The sequence below is a fragment of the Photorhabdus tasmaniensis genome, assembly GCF_011189505.1.
Taxonomy (GTDB): Bacteria; Pseudomonadota; Gammaproteobacteria; order Enterobacterales; family Enterobacteriaceae; genus Photorhabdus; species Photorhabdus tasmaniensis.
On record NZ_PUJU01000004.1, the window covers coordinates 1 to 18,904 of the forward strand.

An 18,904-nucleotide genomic window follows, 5' to 3' on the forward strand; every position below is an offset into this window, starting at 1 on the left:
GTTTTTTATAAGAAAAACCCTGACGGTGTAGCCATTTATTCATGCCTGGAATGCTAAAGGTAATATTCCAGAGCTGAGCAACATAGGCCACGATTTCATGGGTGTGATGGAAAAGATGTTGAGATAAATGGTTGATTAAAAAATCAGTTTGTTCTTGGGAAAGCAAACTATCAGACCCCCCATTATCAGATTTAAGTTTCCCCTGATTGAGGTAATCACGGATATGGCGGTCAACGGTGGTCTGATGGAGTCGCAATGCCTGGGCTATCATGACAGAACTCCAGCCTTCAGAAGCCAGAAGGATAGCTTTTATTCTGTCTCGTACTTGACCATCACGAGTGGTGTCGTGAAGACGTTCAAGTTTGATTTTTTGTTCTGATGTAATAAATATTTTCATAGCGAGGATAATGATCTCCATTTCGGATAAAATCAAGCATCTTCAATGATTACGGGTATAACCGATTACGTCGGGATTTCTTTCAGCAAGTCCTAACATACCGAGTGCATTCTGTAGCTTTTTTATTTGCTTTTTTTTCATAGTGAATTTTGTCTATTATGTGGCATTTTGTTGCTGCCCGGTAGTTTAATCGAGGCTTCTTTTTGGGCTGCCAGATCTTGTTTATCGTTAAAGATTGGTATCGTACCATTTATATGACAAATTTCATCTGGGATTTATTGCTGGCATTGAAGAAATGGTGTTTGATTCATGTAATCCAGACTGGGACCTTGCAAGATACAAAAGTCACTTTTATTGGAGCTTGGACGCAAAGCCAATTCTGGTTAGTAGAAAAAAGACTGGTTAAAAGGTCTTTTGAAGCATAAAATTAAGACCTGTTTTATGGTCTCTAAAGGTGTACTATGCCAAATATTATCCTAAGCGATACAAGCGCCAGCGTCAGCGAACTGAAGAAGAACCCAATGGCGACAGTCAGCGCCGGTGATGGATTTCCTGTCGCAATACTGAACCGTAATCAGCCTGTCTTTTACTGTGTTCCAGCAGAACTATACGAAAAGATGCTCGATGCCCTAGATGATCATGAACTAGCTAAATTGGTGATTGAGCGCAGCAATCAACCATTGCTTGATGTGGATCTGGATAGCTACGTATGAGCTACACCGTCAAGTTCAGGGAAGATGCGTTGAAGGAATGGCAAAAGCTGGATAAAGCCATTCAACAGCAATTTGCCAGAAAATTGAAAAAATGCTGTGATAACCCACATATCCCGTCAGCAAAACTACGGGGAATAAAGGATTGCTATAAAATAAAACTCCGTTCATCAGGATTTCGTCTTGTATATCAGGTAATAGACGATAAATTAATTATCGCAGTGGTTGCCGTGGGTAAACGTGAGCGTAGTGATGTTTATAATCTGGCAAGCGAACGGATGAGGTAATATCAATGACTGGCATGATAGGTAGCGGTCTGAAATTCAGAATGGTTTATGAAAATGACGCTGGAGAAAAGAGGATTGTTGTTTCTGTTACTGATTCTGTTGTGACATGGAAAACCGCAAACTCAGATCTCCCGGAAGGTGCAAAGTCACAGACTGGGGTAGTGACCGGGTAGCTGCGATAATTGCCAACAAATGCAGGGCTGGCGTAGCCCCGCATTTACTATTGCTTAATGCTTTGAGATGACCTGCGACATTTCGTCCTGTTCGCCATATAAAACGATCCCGGACGTGTCGATTTGATTTTCCAACTGACGCAGGTCATAAGCGCTCTGGAGACGCAACCAAAACTCAGGTGTACTTCCCAGTGCTGCGGCAATACGAATTGCCAGTGGTGGAGTTAACGCAGTTTTACCGGCAAGAAAACGCGATACCGTAGCGGGTGTTACTCCAATATTGAGTGCAAAGCGACGACCACTAACACCCATGTCCTCTAAATCTCTGGCTATAATCTCTCCAGGATGGGAAATTTTAAACTGTCTCATTAGTGATAATCCTCATAATTCAAAATGTAAGCATCACCGTTAATGAACTGAAAAGTAATGCGCCAGTTAGCCCGGACAGTAATAGACCAGTAACCTTCGCGATCTCCTTTCAACGGGTGAAGTTTATAGATTTGACGGTTTAACTCGCCTATTTCATTTGCCGCATCAATAGCGGTTCTGTCGCATTAAGGTGTGGTCGGATAACATGCTGTTTTTTTTATAATGTTGTCTGACTATGTCACTGACCCGAAAAGCCTTCAAACTTGAAATTTATTGGGTATAGCATTTTGAGCACTACGCAATGAAATTCCAACAATTTCATTACCGAAGTGGACTTTTAGCGTTGTGTTTACAGTTTCTGATTTGTCATAAAATTAATATTTAATCGTGATGTAGGCATTAACTTGGTTTAGAGTTATTTTATATAAATATACAATATAGAGTGGAGGACATTTAAATAAGTTAATATTAATCTTATTTTTATTATTCCGCGCTTAGACTATTCAAAGGATTTATAAGTATGTTCGAGAATGACTTTGGTGTTCGCCAGCAAGTTAAGAGAGAATTTATTTGGGAAGGGCACATGAAGGCGATTGAAAAAGCGTCTAAAATGGGTAATTTTGCTGTCAGTTTTCGGGCAGCAGGTGAACCAACTCTGAAAACGCTGAGTAAAGGTGCCGCCGCGAAAGGACACGATATTCTTGAAAAAACAATTAAACCTGGTTCAATTAGAAAAGCGTATTCTGGAGATGAAGCTTCAAATGTCATAAATAAGGTACGGAAGGCATCTATTGAGGGTTATGTCGGTCACTGGGATAAAAAAAGTGGTCATCTTAAAGGCATATATATGAGCAGTGGTGACAGAAGAATTTACCCAATAGATTTAAACAATCTCGAGGCAAGTCTTTCTTCCTTAAAAAGAAAAGAGAACTGGGCCGCGCTGCCTTTCACGGGTGACTATGATATGCATGACATGATTAGTTTCACGACGCAACCACATTCAGTTCCATCTGCTTCATTAGAAGAAAAGAAAATAATTGATCTCATTAACCGATTTATTGCCCAATCTGATTTAAACCGACCATTTGAAGATATAGAACATAATGTTATCAGGCATGGTCCTCAGGTAAGTTATCCTGCTTTTGCTATGGACAAAGAGAGAGAAGAAGTCAAGAAACGTGGTGGGATTGTCAAAGCTGTTGCCGAACCTGGAGAGTTCCCAGTTGCTATCATCTGTAAAGGAAAATGGATAATAGCCAATGATATTTATGAATTAGAAAAGTTTTACAACAAGGTTGGTGCAAAAATGAAAGTGAGTTGGAGGCCAGGCGCTGGAAATCCGGGTTTTGTTCCTAATCCTGAAAAACCGGGTATGGCTAGCTTTAGTCGAAAAAAATAAACCCTACCAGCTCAGACCAAATCACCCTTTTCACGAATGAGTTAAAAGGGTGGTAAGACGTTTTGGATTTCATCGTGCCTCTTTGTTGGCACCGGTGACACTTGGTACGTCACTGGATGTAGAAGCATTTGTTAAATTAAGGCTAGATAGAGATGTATGTACTTATGACAAGAAATATAGTTCTCTCAATTGACGGAGTAACAGAAATAATTAGATAATCTTATATTGACTGCAATTATTTATGCACAAGGAATCCTATTATGTGGCTATCTATTCAAACCTTACCAGTCCTTACATCTTTTGCTTTCCTCATTGCTCCGTTTTTCACCCAAGCACATGACAACAATACTGCTGGTATTAACGTTGAAAAATTGCTTGAAACTGAAAAGTCTTGGGATGGCGTGCCTTATCAGGGATATCCTAAAGGTACACCTCAGCTTTCAGTTCTCAAAATTACTATTGCTCCAAATACCAGCCTTGACTGGCATCAGCACCCGATACCTAATGCCGCTTACGTACTGAACGGGGGGTTAACGGCAGAAAAAAAGTCCAGTGGTGAAAAACGTCTTATAAAGGCAGGAGAAGTGATATCCGAGATGGTTGACAGCACTCATCGCGGTTACACAAGCAAAGAAGGTGTTACTCTCTTGGTCTTCTACGCGGGACAAAAAGATATCCCTCTTTCTAAACCCGCTGAGTAAAAATCACTCAGGTACGAAGACGAAAGAACGTATCAGCGTTGGGATTAACATAGTCCGCTGGCGATCCACACGATACAGCAGTAAGTTGTTATTCCAAGTTTAAAATGTCACTCCATTTCCATATCAGTTACACGTAGCGAAAACCTGTTGCCAAACTAAAAATGCTGGCAACAGGTTTATGCAACATAGAACTTATGGGGGGTAAGATCAAAGATTATTCATTTAATTTATTACTTAAGACACCTTAATAAAAGACCATCCCTTATCAATGTTAGTAGAATGAGCAGAAAGACACATTCTAGTAATACCAAGACTAGGATCATATACATAATTAATATATTCATTGGATGATGAATATAAATCATAACCTGTAAGGCCTGATTGAAGCATTACTTCTAATCGAAAATATTGCTCATACCCACCATGGGTATTGGTGTTGATGGTGGGTATGATAGGTGCTATTATTCTCTTGGTTTTGATTAAAGAGAGGGATAATGTCTAGCGATGAACTAATAAAGCAAATCAAAGCGGTTGGCTGGAATTTTGTACGAGCCAATGGTTCGCACCATGTTTTTGAGAAATCAGGGGAACCCAGCCCGATAGTAATTCCGCATCCGCGCAAAGATTTGGCGGTCGGGACGTTCAATAAAATACTTAGACAAGCAGGACTGAAATAACTTAATTAAGCGGTTGAAAGGCCGCTCTTTAATCAAAGAGAAGGTGTAAGCATGAGATATCCTATTTATTTACATCAGGCTGACGACGGATCGTTTTCTGGTTTTGTGCCAGACGTGATCGGATGTTACTTTGCTGGCGATACCATTGACGACGCTATTAGCGATGCTCAAAACGCATTAGATACTTATTTTGAATACATGAGCGAAAAGGGTGAGGCTCCAGTACAAGCCAGAACTGTTGCTGACCATCTAAGCAATGAAGATTGCACTGGTGGTAGTTGGGCTTATGTTGATATGGATTTAACTAAATACGATGGAAAAGCCATCAAGCTAAACATTACTATGCCTCAATTTTTGTTGGGTAGAATTGATGAATACGTGAACTCACATCGTGAGTATCATAGCCGCAGCGGATTCTTGGCTGAATTGGCTCGGCGTGAGCTGTCGAAACACTCGTAAGATAATCCCTCTATCAAAACCATGAAAAGCCTGCTGTTAGCGGGCTTTTTCTTTTAATAATACATGACTATATTGCTGCTACAACATTGGTGCGCCTAATGTACGAATCGTTATGTTGAAAAGGCCGCTGCGATAATCAAATCCCGCAGCGGCCTCTTTAGCATAACGTCATTGTGCGAACCAACTCTTATTTACCGATACCTAAATAATTGCTAACTAACACAAGCAAAATAATAATAACAATTCCTGTGCTTAGGTCCATGATAAATCTCGCCTAAAATTGCCTTTCAGCTTTTGAGTGATAATAATATAGATATATCAATCCAACGGGAGCTATAAATATTGAGAATGCCCAACACAATCCCATTGTGATTAGCTTAGCCATTAGCATTACTGTTGTATTAATGTAAAAGATATTTTCACCTATTATAAATCCAATGATTTGCTCATATACAAACCTTGCGTATGGGTATAGTAAGGCATTGATAATAAAAAATATTACATTACCCACTTTCATCCCGGAAGGATTCTGCATACTCATATAAACCAAAAAAGATGAAATTAATGCCCCAAAGAAAAAATGACGAATATAATAACTTGCCTTTAAACCACCAAAGGTTTTATAGAGAAAACCCATAATTAATTCGTTTCCTTTTTCTTAACGAGAACTAATACACCTTCTGTGTAAGAGTAACCATATCCGTAACCATATCCACCTCTTCCATTTCCATTGCTGATAGACCCTGTATTATATTTATAAGTCCAGTTTCCTGACGTTACTGGAGTTATGCTGATAACTTCAAATCCCTCCGAGTTAAGTTTATCAATCGCCTCTATAACATCTTCATTCAATTTATCGCCATCAATTTGGCAATCCGACCATCCATCTTGCACAACTTCTTTTTTGCGAATTTTTTCTTCAATATCAAAGAATCCAAGAAATCGTTTTGTTTTTCCGGTTGGAACTTTAACCATTACTTCTTTGTAGATAGGTTGAAAGTAGCTTTGTACATAGACTGTTTTGTTCATAAATAACCCTTTTTATTAGCTTGAAAACCGTACGATCCAGAACGTGCAGTTATTGACAACAGATCTCAACATGTTTAGCATTCGTTTGTCCATGATTGAAAGACATATCTGTCTATTGACATGGTAAATACTGGTAAAAGTCATTTTGACTAATGTTTACTTGACTGCTGAGACACTGATGATCGACTGGTTTACCGGAATCCTGCCTTGTACACACCGACCATTACCGGCCGGTAGCGTCGTCAGCGTCGATGCTGACGGAGCGATTGACTGTTCGCGGCTCACATGAAGCAACGATGAAAGTGCGCTCGGTAGGCTCAAATGGCGAAGGAAAAGCAACACACCTGTATATCGATGGCAATCCGTCCAAGTTTTTGCAGGGCCATTCCGTTGTTGGCTCAGACGATATGCAAGGGCTTATGCTGACCGCATATGCCAGAATTTTATCTCTGTTACAGATCCCGCATGATCTTTCGTCTTATGTTGTCCGGCAGCGTCGCGCCGCCTGAGCCGTTTTTCACAAACGGCCTGAATGACATTAATACGGCGTAATTCTTTATCTGACATAGTCACCAACATCCGAATGTCCTTGTTGCAGAAAAGGTTTTATCCTTTATGCCGCAAAAAGTGACATTTCTATATTGCTGCTACACCATTGGTTCGCCTAATGTATATTATGTTAAATAATCTACAGAGATTCATTAGTTCACGATTGTCCTCCCCATCACGGTAGATCAGGCAGTTAGCTTTTATGAAGCTCCTCACTTTTTTGTTGTTATGTTCATAGTAGATTTTGGTTCATGTACATTATGTTCTCAGGACTAATAGTTCATGTTCTCACTCACCCAACTTGATGTGCTTGGCCAGCAACGCCAGTGGATATTAATGGATGTGGCGACCAGTTTGCCCCTTCTCTATCCATTGAGTTATTGCGCTGATCATCTCGGCTTCCGAGCATTATCAACTCAGGCGGCATCACTCCAGGCTATCATTATCCTGTTATGAAAAGTTGTCAGTGACCCTGAACAAGGTCTGTCCGAGCAGCAAACTGTCTGACACGATGGCAGATTGCTGCAAACAATCTCTACGGGTGCAGAGATTAAATAGCGTCCTTAACTTTGCCTGACAGTTTTGTGGCAAGTGATGACTCACCCAGCCCAAAAAATATCCCGGCTGCCAGCGCAATAATGCCGTTACCCGGAATCATCGCCGTTGAAACTCCCCCAATTTTGATCTCAAAGAATCCGGCCAGAAGGCAGAAAGTAACAGCCGACGATAGCGTACAGCAGTAAATCAGCCTCAGTAACAGGCTGCGATGCTGGCTGATGTTCTCATAGATTTCATCAAATACGATGCTTCCGGTTTTGATTGAAACAAACAGCCATGAGCCCAGACAGGTCCCGATGAGCACTGCAGGTACGTTCTTCAGTTCAGCATGAAAAAAGTACTGTGCCACGCCCAGAATAATCATCAGAAGCAGGGCATACAGACCGTATATTCCCATTATCCGATTTCTGACAAAGCTCCATGACGAACTGAGGATGTTTTTTTTCAGCTCATTGAGTGCCTGGCTTGCCGGAACAAAGTCAGCCTCCTGGCCTGAGAAACAGACCTGCGCAGCCTGAAATACCTGCTCGTAGGCTTCAAGCCACTTATCTTTATCTTTTTCAAACAGCGCAAGCGCATTGACAGTCTGAACAACTCGCTCCACATCAAGACGGAACGTCAGATACTCTTCGGGTACCTTCCCGTCGCCAACAGGGGAAAAGCCAATCCCCTTAGGTTCGGAATCATTCGGATATCGTGAGACGATAAAATAGCGTTTCTGTTCACTCATCGCAGAGCACCTGCTTTTTACAGATCGAGCATTCATCGGTTTCTTTGCGGGCAAGCAGAATTGAAGGCTCCAGTGAGAAATCAGGCCGCCTCTTCATTATTTCGATCTGTACAAGTATCGCCCTCACATTTTCACGGTGCTGTGGCGCTGATTCCAGCAGGTCACTAAAATAGGAGGTAAAAACCTCAAGATTTCTGGTTAACATTACTTTACTGGCCTGCCCTGATATTGAGATGTTGTGTAACGGTAATGTCTTCAAATTCAATGCCATAGGCGCTGAATTCCTGTCTGACTTCGTTGAAAAGGTCATTCGTTCTGTTCTGTGTGTCTTCGATCGTGAGCAGCGCAGTAAAGCTGACTTCCTCATCAGGGAATTCCCCCGGCGTCCTTTCTATTGAACTGATTTTCAGTCGCCACTGGTTGGAAGCTCCGACACCAGCCTGCGTTTTGGTTTCAAATTCATATTTTTTGACCGGCCACCACTTCAGGCCATGTTCAATCTGGCTTTTCTCATAGTTAACGTCTTTACCGAGCCGGACTTCCCAGACTGACTGACAGTTTTTCCGGTAAGCCCATTTATCTGTCGTGGTGTTCCGTTTGAATTGTTGAAGCACAGCATCAACGTTGATGCGGCAATATTCGGCGCCGTAGTTCTGATTTATAACGGGATCGTAGGCAATGGTCAGCGTGGCTTTGCCATGGCACTTTCCGCCTGCCGTGGTCAGGCTGCGGGGCCAGTTGAAATCAAACTCCATCACTTCGCTGCGCTTGAGGCTTCCGCTCAGAACCAGCGTAATACTGCTATCGTCACTGTTAAGCATATCTCGGGAGGTCAACGGCATGCCGAATCCGGCAAATCGCCTCGCTGAAGAGATATCAACGCTTTTGTCCTTAAGTGGCGGCGTCAGGTCTGAGTGATGAACCAGCATGGCGGCAAGGGAATTACGTGACAATTTGCCTGATGTCCTCTGATCCAGACTTGCGAGGATTTTGGATACCAGAGGCGCGGAGAAGCTGGTACCCGCCTCTTCCACGAGTTCTCCACTGCCGTCAATGGAAACCAGCCCAGTTTTACCCGATTTCAAGGAATACCCGCCATAGTGGACCACATCCGGCTTTACCCCCATAGCTACGCCAGGTCCGCGACGCGTATAGACCGTAGGCGCACCGTGAACGCTGACGTCACAACCTGGCGGGTTAATCGCACCCACGGTGATGGCGCTGACGGCCTCCCCAGGCTGAGAAATTCGGTCGACGTCCGAAAACTGCAGCGCTGCCGGTCTTGATGCCCAGGGCCCTCTGAAGTCGATACTGCGCAGGTTCCCGGATGAAATGACAAAGAGTACATCGTATTTTTTTGAGATGCGGTCGATTTGCGTGGCGGCAAAACTGTAGGAATCATCGCGGACAAACTCGCGGAAATTGAGACTGAAATTAAAGATGCGAAACCCCTTCCCAACTGCATCGCCAATCTCAAAATCCAGCCAGTCAAAAAAATCACCTGGGTCGGAAAAATAACTGGTGAACGTATTGGATTTGCTGTTGTGAACGGGGATCCAGATATCATAGAGCAGGCAGCCGTCATCATCAACTTGGGGAAGCTCCGGGTTCAGCATGCCCCCGCAGACCAGAAGGCTTGCCACCTGGGAGCCATGATTCGGATCGCAGTCATCAGCTTCAAAGCCATCGGATACTTCCACACACCACTTGACCAGTTCGTCATGGTGGATGCCGCTGTCAATAACGCCCACGCGGGGATAATCATCTCCCTTCGTTCTGACGGGCAGTGAGAAGTCCAGCGCTACCGGGGAACGCGACGGATGCGCCCGGGAAATTTTTGGCGGCAGAGAAACGCGTTTTACCAGCGGGCTGGCGCTGAGAACGAAGAGCAGAAGCCAGTGTCTGTCCGAAGAATTATCAACTTCAGAAGGTGAAAAATTTAGCTCCAGCCGCTTGTCAAAATTAACCTTAAAATCGTGGCCTGAGTCAGGTTTGAGAAGTTGGATCATGATGGTTTCAGATGAGGTCGGGTGGCGGCTCAGCTTAGTCGCATAGACGCCAGCCCCAAGTGTCTTCAACTGCTCTTTCAGAGATCGCTTCATTGAGAGTATAGCATCTCTGGTGACGGTAAACTGCCTGGCGTCAACGGGTCTGAAATCAACCAGCTCAACCTGGTAGCCAGCAAATCCCTCATCTTTATCGGCATGCCAGGCTGCGTTATCCTCTGGGGAAAAGGCTATTTTCTCTTCGCTGCCATAAAAGCTAATGCGATCGATGGCCCCAGTCTCACTTTTTGCTTCGCTGGGCTTAGCAACGATTTTGCGTTGCCTCTCGTCGTACACTTTATTGGTAAATTCTTCAGCGCTGTCAATCTTGCTGAACAGATGTACCAGATTTTTGTCTGTCACCTGAATCAGCAGTTCCCCTATTCCCAGCGCGCCCACAACAGGCGCTTTACTTACGGGAAAGAGGCTGTCAACCGGCCGGTGAGATTTCGCTAACGCCTGAGGATTCAGCTCAACTTTCACTAGACCGAGCTCATGGCCTGACCGATGAAGCTGGCTTCTGACATTCACCACTTCATCAAGGAGGTTCTTTTTATGCTTTCTGAAAGCGTCATCCCGATCGACGTAAAAATCAGTGTTGCTGCCCCCAGCTCTGGGTTGCGGTATACGTTTAAATTGTTCAGATTTTAAAATAACCTGAACTGGATTATTTCTCTTCATATATTACCCCATCCTTAGCAATCAACCTCCCGACGACAGTCAGGATTCTTTAATATTTCTGGAAACTTTTGGCTGAGTAACGCCAAAAACAAGTGCAATCTCTTTTTGGGTAAATTCATGCTTTTTGTGCAACAGGCTCATAATTACAGCATCCTGATTATGCGATAACAATTGCATGAACTCATTGACCTCACTGCCTGCATGAATAACTGCAAAGGACTGAACCATCTCAATAAAAGTCTGAGGACTTTTATTGATCGCGACCATTCTCTTGAAATTATTAAGCATTAATTGAATATCAGAACCGTTAAATCCGTCAGTTAAAACGGTCAGAAATTTTATCTCTTCAGGCGTAAAACTCAATGGATGAATATATTTTTCGATAATATTCATTCTTGCCGGATAATTTGGCTTAGGAATCAGTATCCGCATTTCAAACCTTCTCCATACAGCAGGATCCAACAATACCTCATGGTTAGTGATGGCCAGCGTCATACCACTTTTTGATCTGGCATCGATACACTGCAGCAATGTATTAACGATGCGCTTAATTTCACCTACTTCATGCTTGTCATTTCGCGCCTTTGCCACGGCATCAAACTCATCCAGAAGCAGCAGACAGTCATACTGGGCAGCAAAATCAAACAGGTTATTGATATTTCTGGCACTGGTGCCCAGTAAAGATGAAACAAGCCCATCCAGCCTGGCAAGCACGATAGGTAGTCCGAGCATTCTGGCTATATAAAAGGAAAGCATCGTTTTACCTGTTCCCGGTAATCCGAAAAGCAGGCAGCTCAGTGAGGGCATCACTCCATACCGGGCCAATTTGTCCAGATTGTTCCATTGTTCAATCAGCTGGCTGACCGCTGAAGCCAGCTCATCGGGCATAACCGGGAGCTCTGCAGTCGCGAGTTCTTCAGGAAATATAATCTGTGCAAGGGGTGACCCGCTTTCTTTGTCCACAGGCACTTTGACGTTTTCCCGGAGTTCCTGTTTTCTAAGAAATGAGACCCGGGAGAGTTCAATTCTGGCTGGCTCCAGTGTGTTGAGCGTACTGGCTCTGTTGATGAGCCCTCTGAGCAATTTTGCTTCTGCAGCCTGCTGTCCTTCTCTGAGAGCATCATAAAGGCGCTCCATCTGCTGTAAAGCACCTGCGGAGGCCCCATCCTTAATAATCTGTCGGCATAAAGCCGCCACTATTTTAAAGTTCTCCACATAACACCTGTATATTTATCCAGTTAAATGGTTTTTAGATTATAGAGAGCCCTTGTTCCACATGCAACCGCTAAAGAACATATTCGCATAAAAATCTTAAAATGTGAATCCACATCAGAGAAAAGTGCATCAAAACAAAGAAAATCGTTTTTTTATTAGCAAAAACGAATAACTCAGGAATTTACCGAGCATTTGTTTTTTCGAGTTTAAGAAATGATGTCCCCCTTTCATCTGTCAGGGCTTACAGACTTTTCTAGTGTGTTTCAGGAAGGTGGCTAAACAACGCCGATATGGAGGGCATCTGCAACCGAGCGTTAAACCCGTTTTGGCAACGATCCCTGAATCCCGGTAAGTTCAGACACATTGCGTGAAATCCTTTATTCAGTAGCATAGCATTCATGCCTGCTCGTGGTTATCAGGAGCAATTTTTCCTGCGTGCATACCGAAATGCAACGTAGGGAGAGTGAGAGATCAAGAGAACAATCGGAGAACTACTAAACTTCGTGGTTATCATAAATGTTGATTGATTCTCGGGCTGGTTCGTGAAGTTGAACTGAGCAAGTGACGATAAAATGCCTGAAAAGGCCGCATTCAGTGTTAGTTCATGAAGCAGGTGTGCTGATAAAACAATTTGATTATCAAAAAAATCATATAATACATAATGATAAGTGTTTTTTATCTTATGAACTGGATTCTCGTACAACATAAGTTAAATAAACTCCGGCGATATACAACTTCATATAGAACTGAGTGATTTTTGACAACCTTTCCTTTTCCAATTTAATGATGTATTCACCGGGCGGAACTTTCCGTCATATTCATATTAAGTGCGATAAACCCCTCTTCCAATCCATGGACCTCCATACCTTCCGGCATAGTCTCTCCAACGGTTACAGTTACCTGGCGAGACACAGCCTGACGTTTTAAATCCGGGCGCCAATTTACTATTAATTGTCCATTGCTATCGTGAGTGAGTGCGGCTTCTGGTACAACCATTCCCTGTTCATTGCGGTAAATAACAATATTAACTTTGGCACTCATACCGGGTCTTACGGGATAACTCTGGCTCATGGATGAAGTCACTTTAATCACAACATCATAATAAATCGCCGATCCTAGTTTGTCCGTACTCACACTTTGCATAGCAATGGTTTCAATTTCACCATCCAGCAGGTGGTCAGAAAATCCCTCCCCACTAATTTTTACTGTCTGCCCTTCTTTGAGTTTGGCGAGATCAGTTTCTTCAACCTGTGCCAGTACCTGATACTGTGTGGTGTCCATAATTTCCAGTAAGGGCATCCCTTCGGTAACTCGAGCTCCAGTCTGAATCGTTAAGAGCTTCTTACTTTCTCCCTGTGCTGCCCTAAGCACAACTCCCGAAAATGGCGCTTTGATTTCTTTATGTAAGTATTGTTCCTGTAGCGCCTGATAGCGGCTTGTTGCATTTTGAAGCTCCATCTTTGCGACATTTAAATTATCAAGACTTCCTTTTTGTCTAATAGACGTAAGATCGTCCTGCGCTGAAGAGAGTTCCATTAGTTGTCGGCGAAGTTGTTGCTGGAGGGTTTCCACTTCCATTTGTGGAATGATACCCCGTGAAAAAAGAGTTTGTGTTTTTGCGAGATTATCTTTCAATTCTATAACCATATGGTTCGCATTTTCGACGTTTCTTCTGGCCCGAATGACTTCTTGGCTGTTTTCCCAGTCATGCAATTGGTCAACGGCAGATGAGGCTTTGATCATCTCAACTTGCGCTTGCCGAAGCTCAATATCAAGCTTTCGGGTATCAAGCGTAACTAATGTTTGGTCAGCTTTCACCCGCTGCCCTTCTTTGACCAAGACTTGTTTGATAATTGCATCAAATGGAGCGGGGATGGTCTCAAGACGCCCAGATTGCAGCTTACCTACCAGACCGAGTTGTTTTTCTATCAGACCTTGTTTTACTTCAATCCACTGCACTGATTCCTGAGCTGGCGATTGTTCTGAGGACAAAAAGGCCAAAAAACAGGCCACCACGACAAATATGCCAGCTATAGCCCATCGATAACGTTTAATCATTGAGTGTTATCTCCCTACTCTGCAATTTTTTCTGTTCAAATTTCTTAATCATCACGTAATGCCTGTACGGGTTCCATCTGTGAAGCTTTATGTGCGGGATGAAAGCCGGAGATAAGCCCTGCCACAATCGCACTACCTATCCCTAAAGGAATGGATAAAGGGGCCAGAGAAAATGACCAGCCAGAATAAAGGACAAAAAGAAAGGAGATGATGACACCTGTCAGTGTACCAAGTATTGCTCCGGCTAAAGTCAGTGCTACCGCTTCATACAAAAAAAGGCACCGGATATCATGGGGTCTTGCACCCAAAGCCATACGCAACCCAATCTCTTTTCGTCGAGCCGAAACGTTCATGAGCATCACATTTGAAATCGCAATGCCGCCAGTAAGTAGCGAAATGCCCGCCAACCCGATCAACATAAAAGAAAAGGTTTTGTTTTGATCTGCCTGCCCTTTCAGTAGTTGTTGAGCTACCCGAACATCAATTTCAACCGCTGGAAACTTGCGCTTGAGCAACGCCAATAAATCCTTCGCATCGGTTTCTGTGGTAGCGGTCGTTATGGTGCGAGCGATGATGCCGTTCAGATCAGTATTCGGTGATATTTTGCGCATGGCATTTATAGGGGCAATCACTACCGAATCCAGAGAAAAAGGAAAGATGGGGTTTTGCCCTTTTATATCGAAAATGCCAATTACTGTGTATAAATAATTGCCAATCTGAATCTGCTTGCCAAGTATACGGGATGGGTTCCCTTGACCAAGGGTAACGGCCACTTCATTGCCAATGACCAGATAAGGCGAGTGCTGATCATAATTAGAGATAAATCGACCATGACGAAGTCGCAATTGCATAACTTTCTCAAGTTCCGCAGAGGACCCTATTATGGTAAATGTTTCTGTTTTCCCATTATAACGCCCGGGAGAAGGATAGTAGATCCAAGGTGCTGCGGAAGATAAACCAGGAATAGCCGTTGTCAGGTCGGCCATTTTAATTGACGTATTATCGACCCCATGACTATAGGAGTTCAGGTTTGCTGTAATGACGTTGATATCAAGCCCGCTGAACATCTTCAACGCAGCAAGTGTGGCGTTATGCCCGGTATTAATAAATGCCACAATAGACGCGCAACCAATCGCAATACCCGATAAAGCAAGCAGAGTACTTCTCCCCGTTGCCATTAAGTTATGCCAGGCTTCTCTCCATATCATTAATGCCGACATGCCATAATTGCCGGACTGACTATTATCATGCAATTGACCATCAATCATACGTAACTCACGCCGCAAGTAGAATTTATAAGAGCCATTGTTTTTTATAATTTCTCCGCTTTAATATTTATATTTATCATAATAAATAGCCTTTTATTAAAATAACCGACTTCTCTTCTACTAACGCTAAGAAATTAATAATTTAAACTTAATTTCATTGAATATATTTAATGGCAGTAAATTGCAATTATAAATAAATTATTTTCTTTGTGTGACTAATAATGAAATCATGATTTATCATAAATTACTATAATATAAGTTGGGTTTCTGATCTAGAGTGAAATATATAGTTGTTTTATGAGTTTTAAAATTGTAACATCATCTGGTGATGATTTGGATTTAGCATGCATTGTCACATATGATTTTATAAGTGATATATTTAAGTTGCAAATTCTAAAACTATTAAAGGAGAATTGTTATGTTCAAGAAATTATTAACAGTTGGGGTATTAGCAACAGCATTAATCGGAGGGGTTGGGATTGCATCGGCAGCAACTCAATTCCCAGGCTGCCCGGAAAATCAGGTACCACGATTCAATGGACAGGGAAAGGTATGGACTATGAATGTTGTTCATTCTTCAAACGTATTTGCTGGTGTATTTGTAAGGGGTGGAATTGAATGGCATATTAAAGCTTCTACAACTTGTGGTGACGGACTACATGTCGCTTTCTATGAGGGTAGAAAAATTTAAAATTCTACCGAAAAGCCTCTTATTAGAGGCTTTTCGGTACATTGACAAACCTCGTTAAAAATAACGGGGTTTTTGCTTTTATCATGGATAATAATATTTACTGCATTCAAGATATTGATTGCAGTGCATTACATTTCAATTATTACGCGAAACAATAAATAACTTTATTATGTAACTAATTAAGTACATTATATTTTTTTAATATTTCTTTAACCCTATCTTTAGGAATAGAATACGAAGTATTACCATTTCTCCCAACCATTTTTTTGGCTGCGATCATAGCATTAATTATTGCCTCTTCTGTTGCATTGATTGTTGCTTCATACAAAGGATCTAGTTTGTCATTTGGCAGTATTTTTATTGTTCTTGCATCCTCTCTGGAGAATGCATCATTATTTGCAGTTGAAAATGCAATAAATATCTCACCACTGGTATTCCTGGCTACACCACCAACTTTTGCAAGCCCAAGCGATACTCTTTTAGCTATTTTTTCTAATTGGTGAGGAGCTAATGGCGCATCTGTGGCTACCACTGCTATTATAGAACCGGCATCCTTTATTTTTTTCTTGTCTCCATGATATATCGGTTTGAGATCCTGTATTTCTTTACCAACCGGAATCCCAGAAATAATCAAGTCATCCCTATCACCAAAGTTGCCTTGAACAAGAACGCCAATAGTATATCCTCCATCTTTTTTATCTAGAATTCTTGATGAAGTACCTGTACCTCCCTTAAACTTAAAAAGGTTCATTCCAGTTCCCCCGCCGACATTGCCCTCTTCTATCGCTCCTGATTTAGCACTATTTAACGCATTATATACATGTTCTTTTTTTACATGCATACCGTTTATATCATTTAATATTCCATCCCATGTTTCTGCAACCACAGGTAATAACCAAAATAAGTCATCTTTTAGTGGTGATGTTAGGTTATTATCAATCATCCAGCTAATTGTTGAGTCTCTAACAACACCAACACTGTGAGTGTTGGTTATCAATATTGGTGTTTCCAAAAAACCACTTTCTTTGACCCATTGATTGCCTGTCATATCTCCATTTCCATTTAAAGAGAATGTACTCGAAAATACAGGGCTAAATTTCTTTCCTCTTGGCAATATAGCTGTCACGCCTGTTCTTATTGGACCTTTCCCAACTTCTAGCTTTCCATCGCCTTCTATTATGGTTGAATAGCCAACTTCTACACCACTAACATCTGTAATCGCATTATATTTCCCCGTTGCTCCAGAGAAAGGAATGCCTAAATCCCTTGCTCTAATCTCATTAGCTAAAGCATTAGAGGATATCATTGTCGATATAGATAAGATTATAATACTCAATATTTTCATAAATACTCCTTGTTTATCACAAGTAACGATACTTGTATATTTACCAAACTCATGATCGTTAATAAGTATGATCATGAGTTTCTTCCTTATCCTTAGCTAATGTGATGCAATGTTTCGCCGACAGCGTCAAAGAGACGATCCAAATCTGCCCTTTCCGCGTTGAACATAGGCCCGAATTGCAGCGTATCACCGCTAAAACGTACGTAAAAACCTGCTTTCCAAAGCGCGATACTGGCATCAAAAGGACGGACGGCGGTATCACCGTCACGGGCCGCCAACTGAATTGCCCCTACTAAGCCACAGTTGCGAATGTCAGTCACGTTTGGACAGTCTTTGAGAGCATGAAGGGCCGCTTCGAAATGAGGAGCAAGCGCAGCAGAACGCTGGATGAGATGGTCTTTATCCAGCAGATCCAAGGTTGCCAACCCGGCGGCACAGGCTACCGGATGTGCCGAGTAGGTATAACCATGACTAAACTCTACAAGGTGTTCCGGCAGTGGCTGAGACATAAAGGCCTCATAAATTTCACTGCTTGCCACTACTCCTCCCAGAGGAATGGCACCGTTGGTAATTTGTTTGGCAAAGTTAAGCATATCTGGCGTCACACCGAAATACTCAGCACCAGTCCAGCGCCCCATGCGACCAAAGCCGGTAATAACTTCATCAAAAATCAACAAAATATTATGTTGATCACAAATTTCACGCAGACGTTGTAGATACCCTTGAGGTGGAATAATTGCACCGGCGGAACCGGCCACAGGCTCGACAATAACCGCTGCGATATTGGAGGCATCATGCAGTTCGATCAACTTGAGCATCTCGTTGGCTAACTCCACGCCACCGGTTTTTGCCATACCTGGTGTAAACGCCATATCGGTTTGTAGCGTATGGGGTAAGTGATCCACGTCCATCAACTGCCCGAACATTTTGCGATTGCTACCAATCCCTCCCAAGCTGGTACCCGCAATATTGACACCATGATAACCACGTGCACGGCCAATCAGTTTGGTTTTCGTGGGCTGGCCTTTCACTCGCCAGTAGGCTTGCGCCATTTTGACTGAGGTGTCTAAAGTCTCAGAACCTGAGCTGGTGAAAAAGACGTGATTGAGATCACCGGGTGTTAAATTGGCAATTTTTTCTGCCAGTTGAAACGACAAGGGATGACCGAACTGAAAGCCTGGTGAGTAATCAAGGGTGCTTAATTGAGCCGCGACAGCTTGCTGAATTTCTGTCCGAGTATGACCTGCGCCACAGGTCCAAAGACCGGACAGACTGTCATAAATCTGGCGTCCTTTATCGTCTTTTAGCCATTGCCCCTCGGCAGCAACGATAAGACGCGGATCACGGTGGAAATTTCGGTTAGCACTGAATGGCATCCAGTGAGATTTCAGGTTTAACGACTCAGAAAAACGGGTTTCAGACATAGTTAACTTCCTCTCACAAAAGTAAAATTTGAGTTTAGTTCAACTCGTCTACTTTCGCCAACAATAAATTTTACTTTTGGGTTTTATGTGGGCTGTTCTACAAGTACGAACCGAACCACATTGTAGTGTGGGATTTAAC

Annotated in this window: 20 protein-coding genes and 2 pseudogenes; 10 read left to right on the plus strand and 12 right to left on the minus strand. The window is 42.7% G+C overall.

All coding sequences use genetic code 11. From position 1 onward, the window contains the following. The coding region (locus C5471_RS02145; RefSeq protein ID WP_166295576.1) for a helix-turn-helix domain-containing protein at positions 1-397 on the minus strand (397 nt) is incomplete at its 3' end. 461 nt (positions 398-858) lie between these two features. Here C5471_RS02145 and C5471_RS02150 point away from each other — a divergent pair. The 3 genes from C5471_RS02150 to C5471_RS02160 are packed head-to-tail and all read left to right on the plus strand — an operon-like array spanning position 859 to position 1,567. Then, positions 859-1,110 carry a type II toxin-antitoxin system Phd/YefM family antitoxin gene (locus C5471_RS02150; RefSeq protein WP_133813059.1) on the plus strand — a complete coding sequence of 84 codons (252 nt, stop codon included), beginning with the start codon at positions 859-861 and terminating at the stop codon, positions 1,108-1,110. After that, on the plus strand, positions 1,107-1,394 hold the full coding sequence (locus tag C5471_RS02155) for a type II toxin-antitoxin system RelE family toxin (RefSeq protein ID WP_133813058.1): 288 nt from the start codon (positions 1,107-1,109) through the stop codon (positions 1,392-1,394). The genes C5471_RS02150 and C5471_RS02155 overlap by 4 nt, the downstream gene beginning before the upstream one ends. A gap of 5 nt (positions 1,395-1,399) precedes the next feature. Then, entirely contained in the window at positions 1,400-1,567 is a 168-nt protein-coding gene (locus C5471_RS02160; protein WP_166295578.1) for a hypothetical protein, read from the plus strand. 54 nt (positions 1,568-1,621) lie between these two features. On the opposite strand, the gene C5471_RS02165 is transcribed toward C5471_RS02160, so the two are convergent. Both C5471_RS02165 and higB read right to left on the minus strand, forming a co-directional pair. Beyond that, entirely contained in the window at positions 1,622-1,936 is a 315-nt protein-coding gene (locus C5471_RS02165) for a HigA family addiction module antitoxin (protein WP_133813057.1), read from the minus strand. Further along, positions 1,936-2,109 (minus strand): annotated as a pseudogene (gene higB / locus C5471_RS02170) (type II toxin-antitoxin system toxin endoribonuclease HigB); the annotation flags it as partial. The gene C5471_RS02165 and the pseudogene higB, both read right to left, overlap by 1 nt. Positions 2,110-2,456: 347 nt before the next feature. Here higB and C5471_RS02175 point away from each other — a divergent pair. From C5471_RS02175 to C5471_RS02190, 4 genes are all read left to right on the plus strand, one after another. Continuing rightward, positions 2,457-3,335, plus strand: a complete 879-nt coding sequence (locus C5471_RS02175; RefSeq protein ID WP_133813056.1) for an Insecticial toxin — start codon at positions 2,457-2,459, stop codon at positions 3,333-3,335. 260 nt (positions 3,336-3,595) lie between these two features. Continuing rightward, the gene (locus tag C5471_RS02180; protein WP_207627122.1) at positions 3,596-4,036 is read left to right on the plus strand and encodes a cupin domain-containing protein; all 441 of its coding nucleotides are present in this window, start codon (positions 3,596-3,598) and stop codon (positions 4,034-4,036) included. 494 nt (positions 4,037-4,530) lie between these two features. Then, entirely contained in the window at positions 4,531-4,713 is a 183-nt protein-coding gene (locus C5471_RS02185) for a type II toxin-antitoxin system HicA family toxin (protein WP_133813055.1), read from the plus strand. A 51-nt stretch (positions 4,714-4,764) separates the two neighbouring features. Then, positions 4,765-5,172 carry a type II toxin-antitoxin system HicB family antitoxin gene (locus C5471_RS02190; RefSeq protein WP_133813054.1) on the plus strand — a complete coding sequence of 136 codons (408 nt, stop codon included), beginning with the start codon at positions 4,765-4,767 and terminating at the stop codon, positions 5,170-5,172. Positions 5,173-5,446: 274 nt separating this feature from the next. On the opposite strand, the gene C5471_RS02195 is transcribed toward C5471_RS02190, so the two are convergent. Beyond that, a complete protein-coding gene (locus C5471_RS02195) occupies positions 5,447-5,809 on the minus strand; it encodes a hypothetical protein (RefSeq protein WP_133813053.1) in 363 nt (120 codons plus the stop codon). 2 nt (positions 5,810-5,811) lie between these two features. Further along, the gene (locus C5471_RS02200) at positions 5,812-6,201 is read right to left on the minus strand and encodes a hypothetical protein (protein ID WP_133813052.1); all 390 of its coding nucleotides are present in this window, start codon (positions 6,199-6,201) and stop codon (positions 5,812-5,814) included. Positions 6,202-6,379: 178 nt separating this feature from the next. Between C5471_RS02200 and C5471_RS02205 the strand changes: the two are divergent. Together C5471_RS02205 and C5471_RS02210 are read left to right on the plus strand one after the other, a co-directional pair. Beyond that, positions 6,380-6,683 (plus strand): annotated as a pseudogene (locus tag C5471_RS02205) (phage/plasmid replication protein, II/X family); the annotation flags it as partial. A 349-nt stretch (positions 6,684-7,032) separates the two neighbouring features. Continuing rightward, positions 7,033-7,206 carry a hypothetical protein gene (locus tag C5471_RS02210; RefSeq protein ID WP_166295581.1) on the plus strand — a complete coding sequence of 58 codons (174 nt, stop codon included), beginning with the start codon at positions 7,033-7,035 and terminating at the stop codon, positions 7,204-7,206. A 94-nt stretch (positions 7,207-7,300) separates the two neighbouring features. Here C5471_RS02210 and C5471_RS02215 read toward each other — a convergent pair whose 3' ends face one another. The 5 genes from C5471_RS02215 to C5471_RS02235 form a co-directional block, all read right to left on the minus strand. Then, positions 7,301-8,038, minus strand: a complete 738-nt coding sequence (locus tag C5471_RS02215) for a hypothetical protein (protein WP_133813051.1) — start codon at positions 8,036-8,038, stop codon at positions 7,301-7,303. Positions 8,039-8,247: 209 nt separating this feature from the next. Next, positions 8,248-10,764 carry a S8 family peptidase gene (locus C5471_RS02220; RefSeq protein WP_133813049.1) on the minus strand — a complete coding sequence of 839 codons (2,517 nt, stop codon included), beginning with the start codon at positions 10,762-10,764 and terminating at the stop codon, positions 8,248-8,250. A 39-nt stretch (positions 10,765-10,803) separates the two neighbouring features. Beyond that, positions 10,804-11,979: an AAA family ATPase gene (locus C5471_RS24165; protein ID WP_133813048.1), complete on the minus strand. Its 1,176-nt coding sequence runs from the start codon at positions 11,977-11,979 to the stop codon at positions 10,804-10,806. 792 nt (positions 11,980-12,771) lie between these two features. Next, positions 12,772-13,980 (minus strand): HlyD family secretion protein, encoded by a 1,209-nt coding sequence (locus C5471_RS02230; RefSeq protein ID WP_242688539.1) that lies wholly within the window; start codon positions 13,978-13,980, stop codon positions 12,772-12,774. A 101-nt stretch (positions 13,981-14,081) separates the two neighbouring features. Further along, positions 14,082-15,305 carry an ABC transporter permease gene (locus C5471_RS02235; protein WP_242688540.1) on the minus strand — a complete coding sequence of 408 codons (1,224 nt, stop codon included), beginning with the start codon at positions 15,303-15,305 and terminating at the stop codon, positions 14,082-14,084. Between the two features lie 418 nt (positions 15,306-15,723). Between C5471_RS02235 and C5471_RS02240 the strand changes: the two genes are divergently transcribed. Then, the gene (locus tag C5471_RS02240; RefSeq protein WP_133813046.1) at positions 15,724-15,996 is read left to right on the plus strand and encodes an LCI fold-containing protein; all 273 of its coding nucleotides are present in this window, start codon (positions 15,724-15,726) and stop codon (positions 15,994-15,996) included. 175 nt (positions 15,997-16,171) lie between these two features. Here C5471_RS02240 and C5471_RS02245 read toward each other — a convergent pair whose 3' ends face one another. Both C5471_RS02245 and aptA read right to left on the minus strand, forming a co-directional pair. Then, positions 16,172-17,341 carry a DmpA family aminopeptidase gene (locus C5471_RS02245; protein ID WP_133813045.1) on the minus strand — a complete coding sequence of 390 codons (1,170 nt, stop codon included), beginning with the start codon at positions 17,339-17,341 and terminating at the stop codon, positions 16,172-16,174. A gap of 92 nt (positions 17,342-17,433) precedes the next feature. After that, entirely contained in the window at positions 17,434-18,765 is a 1,332-nt protein-coding gene (gene aptA / locus C5471_RS02250) for an omega-aminotransferase AptA (protein ID WP_133813044.1), read from the minus strand. Between the last annotated feature and the right edge of the window lie 139 nt (positions 18,766-18,904).